Consider the following 13,509-nt stretch of genomic DNA (forward strand, 5'->3'; position numbering starts at 1 on the left):
TGGACGGCGTGATGGACGTCAGGCGCGCCGACGGGCGCTACCAGGGAGGGGACGCGGCCGCCGGCATCGAGAGCCGGCACGCCTTCTCCTTCGGCCCCCACTACGACCCGGACAACCTCCGGTTCGGCGCGCTGCTCGCGTGCAACGAGGAGCGGCTGGCGCCGGGCGCCGGGTTCGACGAGCACCCGCACAGCCACACGGAGATCGTGACCTGGGTGGTGGAGGGCGAGCTGACGCACCGGGACTCCGCCGGGCACCAGACCGTCGTGCGGCCCGGGGACGTGCAGCGGCTCAGCTCGGCGGGCGGGGTGCGCCACGTGGAGCGCAACGACGGCGCCGGGCCGCTGACCTTCGTGCAGATGTGGCTGGCCCCGCTGCGGCCCGGCGGCGAGCCGTCCTACGAGGTCGTCCGAGGCATCGCCGACTCCACGCCGTACGCGCTGCCCGGGGCCGGGGCGGTGCTGCACGTGCGCCGGCTCGGCGCGGGGGAGCGGACGGCGGTGCCGGACGGGGCCTTCCTCTACGTGCACGTGGTGCGCGGCACCGTGCGCCTGGACGGCGAGGAGCTCGGCGCCGGGGACGCGGCGCGCATCACCGGCGCCGAGGGGCTGGGGGCCGACGGCGTCACCGGGGCCGAGCTGCTGATCTGGGAGATGGCGGACGCCGCTCCCGCCCGTCCCTAGAGCTCGGCGCGGACCGCGTCCGTGAACGCCGGCCACGCCTCGATCGCCCAGGGGCCGAACGCGCGGTCCGTCAGCGCCACGCACGCGGCACCCGCGTCGGGGTCGACCCACAGGAACGTACCGGACTGGCCGAAATGCCCGAAGGTGCGCGGGGAGGACGACGAGCCCGTCCAGTGCGGCGACTTGGAGTCGCGGATCTCGAAGCCCAGCCCCCAGTCGTTGGGGTTCTGGTGGCCGTAGCCCGGCAGGACGCCCTTGGTGCCCGGGTACTGCACGCTCATCGCCTCCGCGACCGTGCGGGGGTCCAGCAGCCGCGGCGCCTGCAGTTCGGCGGCGAACCGCAGCAGGTCCTCCACGGTGGACACCGCATCCTTGGCCGGGGAGCCCTCCAGCGACGTGGAGGTCATGCCCAGCGGCTCCAGCACCGCTTGGCGCAGGTACTCGGCGAAGGGGATGTCGGTCGCCTCGGCGAGATGGTCGCCGAGCTGCTCGAAACCGGCGTTGGAGTACAGCCGCCGGTCCCCGGGCGGTGCCGTGACCTTGTGCTCGTCGAAGGCCAGGCCCGAGGTGTGCGCGAGCAGGTGCCGGACCGTCGCCCCGGGGGGACCCGCGGGCTCGTCGAACTCGATCGCGCCCTCCTCGTAGGCGACGAGCACCGCGTAGGCGGCCAGCGGCTTGGTCACCGATGCCAGGGGGAACCGCTGCCCGGCCGGGCCGTGGGTGCCGAGGACGGTGCCGTCCGCCCGGACGACACCGGCGGCGGCGGTGGGAACCGGCCAGTTCTCGATCAACGTGAGGCTCTTGAGCGACATGCCTGCGAGCCTATGCGCCGGCCGCGACAGCCCCACCAAGGGGTCGCCCCCGCAGGCCCGGGGAGACCTCCGACGGTCGGCCCCGCAGCCGGGGGAGTCCGCATCGGCGCGTGCGGTCGCCCGGGCCGGCCCGCCTCCTGCCGCATTCTTTCCGCCGGCGCTTGCTTGGAGCGCACTCCAAGGTTCTAGCGTGGGGCCATGACGGTGATGGAGACCACGGGAACCGGGACCGACCTCTGCGCCGGTCCGCCGCAGCAGAACCGGCGCCCGGACGGCCAGGACCGCTACACGATCAGCGAGGTCGTCAACCTGACCGGCCTGACGGCCCACACGCTGCGCTGGTACGAGCGCATCGGCCTGATGCCGCACATCGACCGCTCCCACACCGGCCAGCGCCGCTACACCAACCGCGACCTCGACTGGCTCGACCTCGTCGGCAAACTCCGGCTGACGGGCATGCCGGTGGCGGACATGGTCCGGTACGCGGAACTGGTGCGTGCGGGCGACCACACCTACGGCGAGCGCTTCGAGCTGCTGAGGGCCACCCGCGAGGACGTCCTGGCAAGGATCGACGAACTGCGGGGCACTCTGGCCGTGCTGGACCGGAAGATCAGTTTCTACGCGGACGCCGGGCGGTCCCCGGCGTCGGAGGGGTCTCGATGACGGACGGCAGGATCACGACGGCGAAACTCGGCGCGGACGGCCCCGAGGTGGGCGTGCAGGGCCTCGGCTGCATGGGCATGAGCTTCGGCTACGGCCCCGCGGACGCGGACGCCTCGCGCGCCACCCTGGAACGCGCCCTCGAACGGGGCGTCACCCTCTACGACACGGCCGACGCGTACGGCGCCGGCGAGAACGAGCGGTTCCTCGCGCCCTTCCTCAAGGCGCACCGCGACGAGGTCGTCATCGCGACCAAGTTCGGCCTGTCGATACCGCCGGACGACCCGTCCCGGCGCATCATCCGCAACGACCCGCCCTACATCCGCCGGGCCGTCGAGGCGAGCCTGAAGCGCCTGGACGTCGACGTCATCGACCTCTACTACATGCACCGGCGCGATGTGGACGTGCCGATCGAGGAGAGCGTCGGCACGATGGCCGACCTGGTCCGCGAGGGCAAGGTCCGGCATCTCGGCCTCAGCGAGGTGACGGCGGGCGAGCTGCGCGCCGCGCACGCCGTCCACCCCATCGCCGCCGTGCAGTCGGAGTGGTCCCTGTTCAGCCGGGACATCGAGGCACACGTCGTCCCCGCCGTCCGCGAAGTGGGCGCGGCGCTCGTGGCGTACTCGCCCCTCGGCCGCGGTTTCCTCACCGGCTCCTTCGCCCGCGCCGAGGACCTGTCGGCCGACGACTTCCGCCGCCGGCAGCCCCGCTTCACGGGCCGCAACGCGACCGCCAACGCCACCCTGCTGGAACTGATCCGCGCGGTCGCGAAGGCCCACGACGCCACGCTCGGCCAGATCGCCCTGGCGTGGGCGCACCGGCGGGCCGAGGTCCACGGCCTGCCCGTCGTCCCCATCCCCGGCACCCGCACACCGTCGCGGGTGGAGGAGAACACGGCGGCGACCGGGATCGATCTGACGGACGAGCAACTGGAGATCCTGGACGGCATAGCGGCCCAGGTGACGGGCGACCGCTACGCGGACATGGCGTTCACCTCGGCCGGCCGGGAGTAGGACGACCCCCCGGGGGCGCGGGGAACCGCGCGCGCACCCCGCGCGCACCCGCGCCCACCGACGGTGAGAGAGGACACACGCTAGAGCTCCGCCAGCAACTCGGCCTTCTTGACCGAGAACTCCTCATCCGTCACCAGACCGGCCTGATGCAGCTCACCCAGGTGACGGATCCGTTCGGCGATGTCCGCCGGATCGCGCCGCGGCGCGGGCACCGCGGCCACCGGACTCGACGTCCGCACCGCCGCCAGCACCGCCGCCGCGAACGGCAGCGACTCGTGCACGGGCCCGTACCCCAGCCCGAACACCACCGCGGCGGGGTCCTGGTCGGCCTGCGCGGGGGTGACGGTCGCCCCGTCCCGCCGCAGCAGCCGCAGATGACCCTCGAACACCTCCGGCGAGCGCCACTCGACCCCGCTCAGCTCGCCCACCGGGAAGCTCTGGTCCCCGGCCTTCCACTTCGCCGACGACGCGCCGGTCCAGAACCAGCGGAAACTGACGGTCCGCCCGTCGAAGGCCGCCTTCCCGTCGTACGCCTTGAACGACGACGGCCCCTGCGGCGGCTCCACGAGGAACCGGTCCGCGGGCCCGGCGTCCGGCAGCAGCGGCTTCAGCTCGTCGGCGTAGTACTCCGCGAGCGTCTCGCGCTCGGCGGGCAGCACCAGCCGGTAGGGGTCGCAGCTCTCCTTCAGCTGTCCGGCGGCCGCCTCCATCAACGGGTCGGCCCCGGGGCGCGGCTCGATGCGCAGCACCACCGTGCCGCGCTTGCCGCGCGTCAGCGACACCCCGGCGATCGCCTCCAGGGGCACCCGGCGCTCCCCGAGCGCCTGGAAGAGCCGGGGTGTCCGGATCCCCCGTGCGTAACGGATGCGTACGGAGTCGGACTCGAACTCCCAGGCGGCATGAAATCCGGCCAGTACGTCACCCATGCGGCTCATCGTATGCGGCACGCGCTCCTCCGTCCCCCTCCCGAGCACACCGCGATTCCTTCGCCTCTACGCGCGTCAGGCCGCCGCCGTGCCGGACAAACCGGTACGGCAGACGCCGTCTTCGTGCGCGCAGTGCACCGAGCGGTATGCGCCGACGCCGATCTCTGCGAAATTGAACAGACTTGCCGTTCCCGGCTCGAAGTAGCCGGCGTGCCCCTTCGCGCCCGCCGCCGACAGCACCCGCGCGCCGAACCCGGAGGACACCGGGTCGGCCCCGTGGCCCAGTCCGCCCAGCTCCAGGTAGGGCACGTCCTGGATCCAGTCGTCGGCGTCCCGCATCGCCCACACCCGGGCCCCGGTGCGCAGTTGCGCGGCGTTCTCCACCCGCATGCCGGGGCTGCCGGCGACCGCGATGTCGGACACCCGGTCCGGCAGCCGGTGCGCGGCGACACCGCACACCACCGAGCCGTAGCTGTGGCAGAACAGCGAGACGGGCGCCCGGCCGGGCAGTGCCCGCACCATCGCGTCCAGCCGGACCGCTCCGTCCCGGGCGCGCATCGCCGTCGCCGAGTCGATGCCGAGCCCGCTGGGCGCGGTGTAGTCGGCCCAGGCGATCACGGCGGTGCGGGTCGAGGGGCTCGCCTTCCGCTCGGCGTCGTACAGGGACCGGGCCATGCCGACCGGTGCCGCGTACGAGCGCTCGGTGCGCTGGAAGGTGAGCAGGTTCGTGTCCACGCCGGGCACGACGACCGAGACCCGGTCCGCCCGGTTCAGGTCGCCGAAGACCTCGGCGACCCGGCCGGACCCCTCCGGGTCGAAGGCCAGGATGCGGCGGTCCTTCTCCAGCAGGTCGTCGAGGCGGTCCATGCGGCGCCCGGCGTCGTGCTGCCCGGCCGGCGTGAGGCGGTCGTCGTGCAGGCGCTCCCGCTCGATCTCGCGTTCCTTGGCGAGCGCGATCCGGTTGGCGCGGTAGCGCAGCTCGACGGGGGCGCCGTTCATGTTGCCGACGGCGAGCGGGTACCTGCGGGCCAGGCCCGCGCGCTCCGCCTCGCCGAGCGAGGCGAAGAAGCGGGCCAGCTTCCCCGGGGCGGACTGCGGGTCGGGCAGCCGGTGACCGCCGATGCTGCCGTGCTCCCACGCGGAGAGGGAGGCATGGAGCGGCGTGTCGCCCCGCTGGTTGCGCATCGCCGTCCAGCCGGTGGTCGCCAGCATCACGAACACCACGGCCAGAGCGAGCAGTGCGCGCCAGACGTTCAGTTGCGGGGAGGTGTCGAAGGAAGTCACTGAATGGACACACTAGGAGAACGAGAGGGTCTCGCGTTAACCAAGTGACCGGTATCACGTTTTGGTCGGGCCGTCAGGGGGACCGCCCCGGACGCCAGTTCCCGGCCAGTGCCGGACCCACCTCGTCCAGGTAGGCGGCGGTGAGTTCGCGCAGCCCCTCCACCGTGAGGTCGTCCCCGGCGGACCACAACCGTTCGGTGACACGGATCACCCCGCCGAAGAGGGCCACGACGATCCTGGGCCGGGGGTCGGCGTCCACGTCGAGCCCCTCGCGCTCGGCGATGACGGCGGCCAGCCGCTCCTCCAGTTCGGCCGCCCGCCGCAGATGGACGGCCAGCAGCGCCGGTGTCGACTCGATCACCCGGTACACGCGCAGGTGCAGGTCGATCGGGACCAGCTCCGCCACGGCCTCGTGGATCGTGTCCCAGCTCTCCAGGACGGCGCGGCGCAGGGCCTCCAGGGGCGGCTCGGAGGGCGGGCGGGCCCGCAGGGCGTCGACGACGACGGCCTCCGCCAGGCGCGGCACGAACAGGGCCGTCTCCTCCTTGCCGGCGAAGTAGCGGAAGAAGGTGCGCTGCGACACGTCGACGGCGGCGGCGATGTCGTCGACGGTCGTCTCCTCGTACCCGCGTGTGGCGAACAGCTCCAGGGCGGCCCGCAGCAGCGCGTCCCGCGTGCGCTGCTTCTTGCGCTCGCGCAAGTTCACCCGAGGTCCTCTCGTACGCCGTGTTCTCCCAGTTCAGGCTAGCCGCAGATGTCGTGCCGGTTACCGGCGCCGGAATCGGATTGTCTTTTGTCAGTGACTGTCACTAGCCTCGAACGTATGACTAGTCAGACCGCCATCGACACGTCGGGGTCGGGGGGCAAGGTGCCGGGCGCGGTGGACGCGACGCCGGGCAAGGGGTTGCGCGGGCACCCCTGGCTCACCCTCATCACCGTCGCCGTGGGGGTCATGATGGTCGCCCTGGACGGCACCATCGTGGCCATCGCGAACCCGGCGATCCAGAAGGACCTCGGCGCCACGTTCGCCGAGGTGCAGTGGATCACCAACGGGTACTTCCTCGCCCTCGCCGTCTCCCTGATCACCGCGGGCAAGCTCGGCGACCGCTTCGGGCACCGGCAGACCTTCCTCATCGGCGTCGTCGGCTTCGCCGCCGCGTCGGGCGCCATCGGTCTGTCCGACAGCATCGCGCTGGTCGTGGTCTTCCGTGTCCTGCAGGGCCTGTTCGGCGCGCTGCTGATGCCGGCCGCGCTCGGCCTGCTGCGGGCCACCTTCCCCGCCGAGAAGCTGAACATGGCCATCGGCATCTGGGGCATGGTCATCGGCGCGTCCACCGCCGGCGGCCCGATCCTCGGCGGTGTGCTCGTCGAGCACGTCAGCTGGCAGTCGGTGTTCTTCATCAACGTGCCGGTCGGCGTCCTCGCCGTCGTCCTCGGCGCGTGGATCCTGCTCGACCACCGCGCCGAGAACGCCCCGCGCTCCTTCGACCTGCCGGGCATCGCCCTGCTGTCGACCTCGGTCTTCTGCCTGGTGTGGGCGCTCATCAAGGCCCCGCCGTCCGAGTGGGGCTGGGGCGACGCCAGGACGCTCGGCTTCCTCGGCGCCTCCGTGCTGGGCTTCGTGGTCTTCGCCGTCTGGGAGACGAAGGTCAGGGAGCCGCTGATCCCGCTCGGGCTGTTCCGTTCCGTGGCGTTGTCCGCGGGTGTCGTGCTGATGATCCTCATGGCCATCGCGTTCATGGGCGGCCTGTTCTTCGTCACGTTCTACCTGCAGAACGTGCACGGCATGAGCCCGGTCGACGCGGGCCTGCACCTGCTGCCGCTCACCGGCATGATGATCGTCGGCTCCCCGCTGGCCGGCGCGATGATCACCAAGTTCGGCCCCCGGGTGCCGCTCGCGGGCGGCATGGCGCTCACCGCGATCGCCATGTACGGCATGTCGACCCTGGAGACGGACACCGGCAGCGGCGTCATGTCGCTCTGGTTCGCCCTGCTCGGCCTCGGTCTCGCGCCGGTCATGGTCGGCGCGACGGAGGTCATCGTGGGCAACGCCCCGATGGAGCTGTCGGGTGTCGCGGGCGGTCTTCAGCAGGCCGCCATGCAGATCGGCGGCAGCCTCGGCACGGCCGTCCTCGGTGCCGTCATGGCGTCGAAGGTCAACAGCGACCTGGCGGGCAACTGGCAGCAGGCGGGCCTTCCGCCGCTCACCCCGGAGCAGGAGCACCAGGCCTCCGAGGCGGTCCAGGTCGGCGTCCCGCCGCTCGCGCCGGGGACGCCGGACGCGATCGCCGCGAAGATCACGGGGGTCGCGCACGACACCTTCATCGCCGGCATGAGCGCGGCCTCGCTCGTCGCGGCGGGCGTCGCCGCGGTGGCGGTGCTGGTGGCGTTCCTGACCAAGCGCGGCGAGAACGCCGGCGCCGGTGCGGGCGCCGCCCACATCTGACGGACCGCCGACGAACGCCCCCGGGGAAGCACATCCCGGGGGCGTTCGCTCTTCAGGGTGAACGAGGGCCGCGAAGCCTCCCGCCGGACCCGCCTCTCAGGTCACAGTGGGTCAAGTCCTCCGCAGGACATGGAGGGTGGACGCTGCGGCGCGCTGCCGGAGGGGGGTGGCGCGCAGGCAGCGGTGCATTGCCGGGCGTTCGCGGGGTACCCGCCGTGTCATACCCGAGTTGAGCCCCAACCGGCTGAGGGATCACGGGAGTTGATGATGGCGAGCTTTGGACGCGGTACGCGCGGGCACCCCCGCTCACGTGGCCGGACGTGGTCACGGACCGGGACGGATCGCGCGACGCTCGGACTCGTCGGAGTCATCTGCGCGGTCGCGGGCTTCTTCGTGCTGGGGATCGTCCTCGGCCCCGCCGCGATCGTCTGCGGCTGGCTCGCCATGGGCCGCACCTGGTCGGGCTCCCGCCCGGCCGCGGCCGTGGTGGCCCTCGTCCTGGGCGCCATCGACACGCTCCTGGCCCTGTTGTGGCTGTCCGGAGCCATGACACCGGGCCTGGGCCTGTACTGAACCGGGTGAAGTGAGCACGGGCCTCCGGCGGTTCGGCCGGGGGCCCCGCCCGTGCGCGGACCGGGCCGGCGGACGCACCCGGCCGTGGGCGTCCCCGCCGACCCGGCTCTCACTCGACGGACGTCCTCTTGAGCGCCGCCACCTCCGCGCGCAGCGCCCGTACCTCCTCCGCCAGTTCCCGGATCGCCTCCGTCTGCAGCCGCTCCTCCACGTCGTCCTTCTCGAACCGCGCGATGAACCAGGCCGCGATGTTCGCCGTCACCACACCGAGCAGGGCGATCCCCGACAGCATCAGCCCGACCGCGAGCATGCGCCCCAGGCCGGTCGTCGGGGCGTGGTCCCCGTACCCCACGGTCGTCATCGTCGTGAAGGACCACCACACCGCGTCACCCAGGGTGCGGATGTTCCCGTCCGGCGCGTCGCGCTCCACGGACAGCACCGCCAGCGAGCCGAACATCAGCAGCCCGACCACGGCCCCGGCGACGTACGTGGTCAGCCGGATCTGGGAGGCCATGCGCGCCCGCTGCCCGACGAGCAGCAGGGTCGACACCAGCCGCAGCAGCCGCAGCGGCTGGAGCAGCGGCAGCACCACCGCGGCCAGGTCGAGCCAGTGCGTCCGCACGAAGGACCCCCGGTGCGGGGCGAGCGCCAGGCGCACGACGTAGTCGAGGACGAAGGCCACCCACACCACCCACTCGACCGCCGCGCACGCCTGCACCACCGTGCGGTCCGCGTCCGGCCGGACGATCGGCACGGCGTACGCGACGGCGAACGCGAGGGCCAGGGCGAACAGGGGGCGCTGGGTGCGCTGCTCCCAGCGGAGCTGGGCCGTCTGCTGCTGCATGGCGGCATCGTAGGAAAGCCGGAGGGTGGCGGGCCCACGGTGCGCCCGTGAGGCTCGCCACCCCGGGGAGACGGAGCTCCCGTGTGCTACGCGTCGCCGCCCGCGGCCCCCGGGTCCGCCGCCGACACGTCCAGCAGCTGATACCGGTCGATGGCCTGCTTGAGCACCGACCGGTCGACCTTGCCCTCGCGCGCCAGCTCGGTCAGCACCGCCACCACGATCGACTGGGCGTCGATGTGGAAGAAGCGGCGGGCCGCGCCGCGGGTGTCGGCGAAGCCGAAGCCGTCCGCGCCGAGCGACTGGTACGTCTGCGGCACCCAGCGCGCGATCTGGTCCGGGACCGAGCGCATCCAGTCCGACACCGCCACGACCGGGCCCTGCGCGTCCGCGAGCTTGCGCGTCACGTACGGCACCCGCTGCTCCTCCTCGGGGTGCAGCAGGTTGTGCTCCTCGCAGTCCACGGCCTCGCGCCGCAGCTCGTTCCAGGAGGTCGCCGACCAGACGTCCGCCTTGACGCCCCACTCCTCGGCGAGGAGCCTCTGCGCCTCGACCGCCCACGGCACCGCCACGCCCGAGGCCAGGATCTGGGCCGGGACCGAGCCGCCCGTGCCCTCGCTGAACCGGTACAGGCCCTGGAGGATGCCCTCCACGTCCACGTTCTCCGGCTCGGCCGGGTGCTGGATCGGCTCGTTGTAGACGGTCAGGTAGTAGAAGACGTCCTCGCCGTGCGGGTGCTCCGCGGAGGAGCCGTACATCCGGCGCAGGCCGTCCTGCACGATGTGCGCGATCTCGAAGCCGAACGCCGGGTCGTAGGCCACGCAGCCCGGATTCGTCGAGGCGAGCAGCTGGGAGTGGCCGTCGGCGTGCTGCAGGCCCTCACCGGTCAGGGTCGTGCGTCCGGCGGTCGCGCCCAGGACGAAACCGCGCGACAGCTGGTCGGCCATCTGCCAGAACTGGTCGCCGGTGCGCTGGAAACCGAACATCGAGTAGAAGACGTAGACCGGGATCAGCGGCTCGCCGTGGGTGGCGTAGGCCGAGCCGGCGGCGATCAGCGAGGCCGTGCAGCCGGCCTCGGAGATGCCGTCGTGCAGCATCTGCCCGTTCGGCGCCTCCTTGTAGGCGAGCAGCAGTTCGCGGTCGACCGACTCGTACTGCTGCCCGAGCGGGTTGTAGATCTTCGCGCTCGGGAAGAACGAGTCCATGCCGAACGTGCGGTACTCGTCCGGCGCGATCAGCACGAACCGCTTGCCGATCTCCTTGTCCCGCATGAGGTCCTTCAGCAGCCGGACGAACGCCATCGTCGTCGCGATGGACTGGTGACCCGACCCCTTCTTCACGGTCGCGTACGTCTTGTCCTCGGGCAGCGCCAGCGGCTTGGAACGGACGACACGCGTGGGCACGTAACCGCCGAGCGACCGGCGGCGGTCGTGCATGTACTGGATCTCCTCCGAGTCGCGGCCCGGGTGGTAGTACGGCGGGACGCCGGACTCCAGCTCCTTGTCCGAGATCGGCAGGTGCAGGCGGTCGCGGAAGCGCTTGAGGTCGTCGACCGTCAGCTTCTTCATCTGGTGCGTGGCGTTGCGGCCCTCGAAGTTCGGGCCCAGCGTCCAGCCCTTGATCGTCTTGGCCAGGATCACCGTCGGCTGGCCCTTGTGCTCCACGGCCGCCTTGTACGCCGCGAAGATCTTGCGGTGGTCGTGACCGCCGCGGCCCAGGTGCAGGATCTGGTCGTCGGTCATGTTCTCGACCATCGCGCGCAGCCGGTGGTCGTCGCCGAAGAAGTGGTCGCGGATGTACGCGCCGGTCTCCGTGGCGTACGTCTGGAACTGTCCGTCCGGCGTGGTGTTCATCTTGTTGACCAGCACGCCGTCGCGGTCCTGGGCGAGCAGCGGGTCCCAGGTGCGGTCCCAGACCAGCTTGATCACGTTCCAGCCGGCGCCGCGGAAGATCGACTCCAGCTCCTGGATGATCTTGCCGTTGCCGCGCACCGGGCCGTCGAGCCGCTGGAGGTTGCAGTTGACGACGAACGTGAGGTTGTCCAGGCCCTCGCGGGCGGCGATGGACAGCTGGCCCAGCGACTCCGGCTCGTCCATCTCGCCGTCGCCGAGGAAGGCCCACACGTGCGACCTGGAGGTGTCGGCGATGCCGCGCGCCTCCATGTAGCGGTTCATCCGCGCCTGGTAGATCGCGCCGATCGGGCCGAGGCCCATCGACACCGTCGGGAACTCCCAGAAGTCGGGCATCGAGCGCGGGTGCGGGTACGACGACAGCGCGTGCGGGGCCTTGGACTTCTCCTGGCGGAAGCCGTCCAGGTGCTGCTCGCTCAGCCGGTCCAGCAGGAAGGCGCGGGCGTAGATGCCGGGGGAGGCGTGCCCCTGGAAGAAGACCTGGTCGCCGCCGTCGCCCTCGTCCTTGCCGCGGAAGAAGTGGTTGAAGCCGACGTCGTAGAGCGAGGCGGAGGAGGCGAAGGTGGCGATGTGGCCGCCGACGCCGATGCCGGGGCGCTGTGCCCGCGAGACCATCACCGCCGCGTTCCAGCGGGTGGCGTTCAGGACCCTGCGCTCGATCTCCTCGTTGCCCGGGAAGAACGGCTCGCTCTTGGTCGGGATGGTGTTGACGTAGTCCGTGCTGCGCATCTCCGGCACGGCCACGCGCCTCTCGCGGGCCCGCTCGATCAGCCGCAGCATCAGGTAGCGGGCGCGCTCCCGGCCGCGCTCGTCGACGGCGGCGTCCAGGGAGTCGAGCCACTCCTGCGTCTCTTCGGGATCGAAGTCAGGAACCTGACTCGGAAGGCCGCCAATGATGATCGGGTTGCGATCGGATGCGGAAGCCACGCTGTTCCTTACCTGTCAGAGGGCCTGCGAGGGCCGCTGTTTCGCTGTCGCAGGGCGTCGTCGCTGGGGGGCGCGCCGCTCCCCATGGTCCACCTCGGGGCCGTGAAACGTCATCTCTACCGCGCGGTAACCCGAGCGGAGACCGGCTCCGTGGCACCTGGGGCGAATACCTTCGAGTCTCGTACCCACAGACGATTCCCAAACGCCCAAACAGGGCAGAAAGGTGTGGTGTGCATCACCTCGGGCCATGATGGTGTGCCTGGAGTTGCGGTGACACCGCCGGGATCGTCACCGTTTCGGCGGTCTGCACGGCCGGGTACTTGCGCGATCGGTCCCGCCCGTGTGGACTACGGCCAATGCTTCGCGCACGCGCGTGGCTGAGATATTTCCCAAGACATGATCAGGAGGCAACCCGTGAGCGCGACCGCGGACCACGCGGAGGAGCGGACGAACCCTGCCGCCAGGCTGGGGTTCCAGCCCGGGCAGGTGGTCCAGGAGATCGGCTACGACGACGACGTGGACCAGGAGCTCCGCGAGACCATCGAGGGCGTCATCGAGGGCGACCTGATGGACGAGGACTACGACGACGTGGCCGACGCCGTTGTGCTGTGGTTCCGTGACGACGACGGCGACCTGACGGATGCGCTGGTGGATGCCACCACGTACATCGAAGAGGGCGGCGCCATCCTGCTCCTGACGCCGAAGACCGGCCGTGCGGGGTACGTGGAGCCGAGTGACATCTCGGAAGCCGCCACCACGGCGGGTCTGACGGCGTCCAAGAGCGTCAGCGTCGGCAAGGACTGGAGCGGCAGCCGGCTGGCGACGCCGAAGGCCGCCAAGTCCAAGCGGTAGTCGTACCGCCGGGGCGGGCCGCGCCGGCGGCCCGCCCGTCGGCGTGCCCGGGCCCCTGCGTAGGGTGGTCCCTCCCGGCACACGATGAGGAAGGGACACCCACGACGATGGCGATCCAGATCGGCGACAAGGCCCCCGACTTCGAGCTCAGGGACAACCACGGCGCTGCGGTGAAGCTGTCCGACTTCCGCGGCTCCAAGAACGTGGTCCTGCTCTTCTACCCCTTCGCCTTCACCGGCGTGTGCACCGGCGAGCTGTGCGAGCTGCGTGACCACCTGCCGCAGTTCACCGACCGCGACACCCAGCTGCTCGCCGTCTCCAACGACTCCATCCACACCCTGCGCGTCTTCGGCGAGCAGGAGCAGCTGGAGTACCCGCTGCTGTCCGACTTCTGGCCGCACGGCAACGTCTCGCGCGCCTACGGCGTCTTCGACGAGGACAAGGGCTGCGCCGTGCGCGGCACCTTCGTCATCGACAAGGAGGGCGTCGTGCGGTGGACCGTGGTCAACGGCCTGCCGGACGCGCGCGACCTGAACGACTACGTGAAGGCGCTCGACTCCCTGTGACGCCGGCCGGGCGGCT

Annotated in this window: 13 protein-coding genes; 7 read left to right on the forward strand and 6 right to left on the reverse strand. The window is 71.6% G+C overall.

The features are described 5' to 3' along the window. The first annotated feature begins 11 nt into the window (after positions 1-11). Entirely contained in the window at positions 12-683 is a 672-nt protein-coding gene (locus tag ACFYWG_RS13970; RefSeq protein WP_389201816.1) for a pirin family protein, read from the forward strand. Here the strand turns inward: ACFYWG_RS13970 and ACFYWG_RS13975 are convergent. Then, positions 680-1,495: a serine hydrolase domain-containing protein gene (locus tag ACFYWG_RS13975; protein WP_383503411.1), complete on the reverse strand. Its 816-nt coding sequence runs from the start codon at positions 1,493-1,495 to the stop codon at positions 680-682. The genes ACFYWG_RS13970 and ACFYWG_RS13975 overlap by 4 nt on opposite strands. A gap of 198 nt (positions 1,496-1,693) precedes the next feature. On the opposite strand from ACFYWG_RS13975, the gene ACFYWG_RS13980 reads away from it, so the two are divergent. Then, positions 1,694-2,158, forward strand: coding sequence for a MerR family transcriptional regulator (locus ACFYWG_RS13980; RefSeq protein WP_385413195.1), 465 nt, complete (start codon positions 1,694-1,696; stop codon positions 2,156-2,158). Next, positions 2,155-3,168, forward strand: coding sequence for an aldo/keto reductase (locus tag ACFYWG_RS13985; RefSeq protein WP_389201366.1), 1,014 nt, complete (start codon positions 2,155-2,157; stop codon positions 3,166-3,168). Before ACFYWG_RS13980 ends, ACFYWG_RS13985 begins: the two co-directional genes overlap by 4 nt. Before the next feature lie 80 nt (positions 3,169-3,248). On the opposite strand, the gene ACFYWG_RS13990 is transcribed toward ACFYWG_RS13985, so the two are convergent. The 3 genes from ACFYWG_RS13990 to ACFYWG_RS14000 all read right to left on the reverse strand — a co-directional run bounded on the left by ACFYWG_RS13990 (position 3,249) and on the right by ACFYWG_RS14000 (position 6,084). Continuing rightward, entirely contained in the window at positions 3,249-4,103 is an 855-nt protein-coding gene (locus ACFYWG_RS13990; protein ID WP_376323902.1) for a DUF4429 domain-containing protein, read from the reverse strand. 66 nt (positions 4,104-4,169) lie between these two features. After that, positions 4,170-5,378 (reverse strand): alpha/beta hydrolase, encoded by a 1,209-nt coding sequence (locus tag ACFYWG_RS13995; RefSeq protein ID WP_389201368.1) that lies wholly within the window; start codon positions 5,376-5,378, stop codon positions 4,170-4,172. 73 nt (positions 5,379-5,451) lie between these two features. After that, a complete protein-coding gene (locus tag ACFYWG_RS14000; RefSeq protein ID WP_376323292.1) occupies positions 5,452-6,084 on the reverse strand; it encodes a TetR family transcriptional regulator in 633 nt (210 codons plus the stop codon). A 117-nt stretch (positions 6,085-6,201) separates the two neighbouring features. On the opposite strand from ACFYWG_RS14000, the gene ACFYWG_RS14005 reads away from it, so the two are divergent. Together ACFYWG_RS14005 and ACFYWG_RS14010 are read left to right on the forward strand one after the other, a co-directional pair. Then, positions 6,202-7,824: an MFS transporter gene (locus ACFYWG_RS14005; protein ID WP_383503420.1), complete on the forward strand. Its 1,623-nt coding sequence runs from the start codon at positions 6,202-6,204 to the stop codon at positions 7,822-7,824. 264 nt (positions 7,825-8,088) lie between these two features. Continuing rightward, a complete protein-coding gene (locus ACFYWG_RS14010; protein WP_383503422.1) occupies positions 8,089-8,397 on the forward strand; it encodes a small hydrophobic protein in 309 nt (102 codons plus the stop codon). Positions 8,398-8,506: 109 nt separating this feature from the next. On the opposite strand, the gene ACFYWG_RS14015 is transcribed toward ACFYWG_RS14010, so the two are convergent. Both ACFYWG_RS14015 and aceE read right to left on the reverse strand, forming a co-directional pair. After that, entirely contained in the window at positions 8,507-9,241 is a 735-nt protein-coding gene (locus ACFYWG_RS14015; RefSeq protein ID WP_389201371.1) for a potassium channel family protein, read from the reverse strand. An 86-nt stretch (positions 9,242-9,327) separates the two neighbouring features. Then, positions 9,328-12,075: a pyruvate dehydrogenase (acetyl-transferring), homodimeric type gene (gene aceE, locus ACFYWG_RS14020; protein ID WP_383503426.1), complete on the reverse strand. Its 2,748-nt coding sequence runs from the start codon at positions 12,073-12,075 to the stop codon at positions 9,328-9,330. A gap of 414 nt (positions 12,076-12,489) precedes the next feature. On the opposite strand from aceE, the gene ACFYWG_RS14025 reads away from it, so the two are divergent. Beyond that, positions 12,490-12,927, forward strand: coding sequence for a DUF3052 domain-containing protein (locus ACFYWG_RS14025; protein WP_333930781.1), 438 nt, complete (start codon positions 12,490-12,492; stop codon positions 12,925-12,927). Between the two features lie 107 nt (positions 12,928-13,034). Then, a complete protein-coding gene (locus ACFYWG_RS14030) occupies positions 13,035-13,493 on the forward strand; it encodes a peroxiredoxin (protein WP_376323301.1) in 459 nt (152 codons plus the stop codon). The last annotated feature ends 16 nt before the right edge of the window (positions 13,494-13,509 follow it).

The sequence above is a fragment of the Streptomyces sp. NPDC003456 genome, from assembly GCF_042878735.1.
In the GTDB taxonomy this organism is placed as follows: Bacteria; Actinomycetota; Actinomycetes; order Streptomycetales; family Streptomycetaceae; genus Streptomyces.

Excerpts from the sequence above, each read along its gene's own strand:
- ACFYWG_RS13970 (WP_389201816.1), top strand. The coding sequence starts at position 12 with ATGGACGTCAGGCGCGCCGACGGGCGCTACCAGGGAGGGGACGCGGCC.
- ACFYWG_RS13975 (WP_383503411.1), bottom strand. The coding sequence starts at position 1,495 with ATGTCGCTCAAGAGCCTCACGTTGATCGAGAACTGGCCGGTTCCCACC.
- ACFYWG_RS13980 (WP_385413195.1), top strand. The coding sequence starts at position 1,694 with ATGACGGTGATGGAGACCACGGGAACCGGGACCGACCTCTGCGCCGGT.
- ACFYWG_RS13985 (WP_389201366.1), top strand. The coding sequence starts at position 2,155 with ATGACGGACGGCAGGATCACGACGGCGAAACTCGGCGCGGACGGCCCC.
- ACFYWG_RS13990 (WP_376323902.1), bottom strand. The coding sequence starts at position 4,103 with ATGAGCCGCATGGGTGACGTACTGGCCGGATTTCATGCCGCCTGGGAG.
- ACFYWG_RS14005 (WP_383503420.1), top strand. The coding sequence starts at position 6,202 with ATGACTAGTCAGACCGCCATCGACACGTCGGGGTCGGGGGGCAAGGTG.
- ACFYWG_RS14010 (WP_383503422.1), top strand. The coding sequence starts at position 8,089 with ATGATGGCGAGCTTTGGACGCGGTACGCGCGGGCACCCCCGCTCACGT.
- ACFYWG_RS14015 (WP_389201371.1), bottom strand. The coding sequence starts at position 9,241 with ATGCAGCAGCAGACGGCCCAGCTCCGCTGGGAGCAGCGCACCCAGCGC.
- ACFYWG_RS14030 (WP_376323301.1), top strand. The coding sequence starts at position 13,035 with ATGGCGATCCAGATCGGCGACAAGGCCCCCGACTTCGAGCTCAGGGAC.